We start from the raw sequence: 2,066 nt of genomic DNA, 5'->3' as shown, positions 1-2,066 counted from the left end.
CACGCCCGACGGCGTCATCTCGCGGTGATCGGATACGTCGGAATGGCTGATCATATGTCGTCGGAACACGTGATCGAATGTGTCGGAATGCGCAGGCATTTTCACGGGTGTCAGATATGGCTCGATCAATTCCCGATCGGCGCTGGACATTGTAAGCAGTAGATTGTTTTCCGAAGCCGGAGAAGGAAGACCTTTTTGCACGATATGCTCTCGCGTCCTTGGGGCAAGAGCACAATGTGCGTCGTCTCTTTGTTGGTACCGCCCTGAAGAATGGGGACCAATGTCGACACTGTACCACAGTTCCACCAGATTGTCAGGTTTTTTGGTTCCTACGCTGCGGTACGAAGACACCTGTCCGGCGGTCATCCTGGCATTTCCCGCGACTGGTGATCGTGATGATATGCGCGGCCATGCTATCAGGCTTGGGATGCGTTGAAGTCCGGCAGGCGCATATCATCAAATGCACCAATAACGATCACGACCAGGCAGATCTACTCTTGGTGCGTTTTAGTACCCACCTCGTCAAGCCGCATCCCCCGCGTCTTTCGGTCGGGTATGCCGTGACTGGTGGGTGCGGTGAAATTCGATCGAGTCACGTGCGCGCCTGGGGGGAAACGGTCTGGCCTGCCCATTCCGGCCGCGGGAGTGCGACGCGTCGCTTCCGGAGGGGGCCCTTCAGCACGGAGGCCATGACACCCCGGACGAGCGCCCGGGAGACCGAATGTACGGATTGGTACGCAAGCACCGCCATGCCTGCTTTGGTGTTAATAATCATCCTGACGGGACATATATTTTTCGCGTATACCCGCTGAAGGACTTGCCAATGCTGAAGACGCACTCGGTAATCGAAGAAACTCTGGCACATACAAGCAGGGCCATACGCAAAGGCACGACCCTGAAGGCGGAAGGAGACGTGTCGCAGCAAAGGTTCTGCGTCCTATAGGGCTGGCTGGCCGCGTCCAAATCGCTACCGGGCGGGGAACGGCAGATCCTCGAGTTCATCCTGCCCGGCGAGACCTACGATCCGACGGGAGTTGACGGGCGCACGAGCTTTGTCCTGATTGAGGCTGTGTGCGACGCGGTGGTCGTCGCCATCGATAAGGGCGATTGGGCGCGGCTCTTGCAGGAAAATCCCGATCTCTGGCGCCGCGAAAGGCTGATGGTCAACGCGGAGCGGGCGCGTCGGTCGGAACATATGCTGCGTCTGGGCAAGGCCAGCGCCGAGACCCGGATCGCCTATGTCCTGCTCGAGTTGTTTCTTCGTGTGTCCGAAGGTGAAACCAGCGAGAAACGCGCGTTCCACGTGCCTCTGGGCCAGCAGCAACTGGGGGATTTCTCGGGTCTGTCATCGGTGCATGTCTGCCGCACTCTGCGGCGGCTGGGCCGGCAGGGCGTCATCACGACGGCCGATCACATGGACATCTGTGTGCATGACCTCTCCACCCTGGCGGATTTGGCAGGTGTCAATCTCGAGACGCTGCGCAGCACGATCTTTCCGGCGCCTGCATGACATCACGGGACGCCGTAGGGAGGCATCGCATGCGCCGGTCGCACCCGTTCGTCACGGGCGCGAAGTTCACTGACTTCGCCCAACACATGCCCTGCAAGCTCTTCGGACACATGTTCGGCAATGTCGCCAAGCGACAGGATGCCCACCGGTGCGTCCGACATGTCAAGCACCAGAAGCCGCCTGATACGGCGCTCGCCCATGAGTTCCACCGCCTCAAGTACATCCTGATCCTCGTAGCAGGTAACAACCCCACGTGACATGATCACAGCTACTTCCATGTCCGGGTCAAAGCCGGAGCGAAGGTCTGTCAGCCCGCGCGTGACAATATCGCGGTCCGTTACCATGCCGACGATGGTGTGGCCCTCGACACAGGCCTCGTCGGTCAACCCAACAAGCTGTTGAAACTCAGTGCTATCAAAAACTGGAAGAACGCCCACCCCATGCAGGCGCATGCTCTCAGAAGTATCCGTTTTGATCAAGGGTGGATTTCGGTCCATTTCCGGTTGTCGCGGATCAGGGCGTTTGCGAGGACGATTAGCTTGCGCATCACCGCCGT

Annotated in this window: 3 protein-coding genes; 1 reads left to right on the top strand and 2 read right to left on the bottom strand. The window is 59.0% G+C overall.

What is annotated here, in order from left to right; all coding sequences use genetic code 11:
- Window positions 1-366 (bottom strand): hypothetical protein (locus tag V8324_RS21625; RefSeq protein ID WP_336421956.1); only part of this gene is annotated, 366 nt, incomplete at its 3' end.
- 703 nt (window positions 367-1,069) lie between these two features.
- On the opposite strand from V8324_RS21625, the gene V8324_RS21620 reads away from it, so the two are divergent.
- Complete coding sequence (locus V8324_RS21620; protein ID WP_336421955.1) at window positions 1,070-1,510, top strand: Crp/Fnr family transcriptional regulator; 441 nt, start codon at window positions 1,070-1,072, stop codon at window positions 1,508-1,510.
- A 2-nt stretch (window positions 1,511-1,512) separates the two neighbouring features.
- Here the strand turns inward: V8324_RS21620 and V8324_RS21615 are convergent.
- Window positions 1,513-2,066 (bottom strand): CBS domain-containing protein (locus tag V8324_RS21615; RefSeq protein ID WP_336421954.1); only part of this gene is annotated, 554 nt, incomplete at its 5' end.

This window comes from Roseovarius sp. D22-M7 (assembly GCF_037083785.1).
Taxonomy (GTDB): domain Bacteria; phylum Pseudomonadota; class Alphaproteobacteria; order Rhodobacterales; family Rhodobacteraceae; genus Roseovarius.
This window is presented reverse-complemented; position numbering and strand designations above follow the sequence as displayed.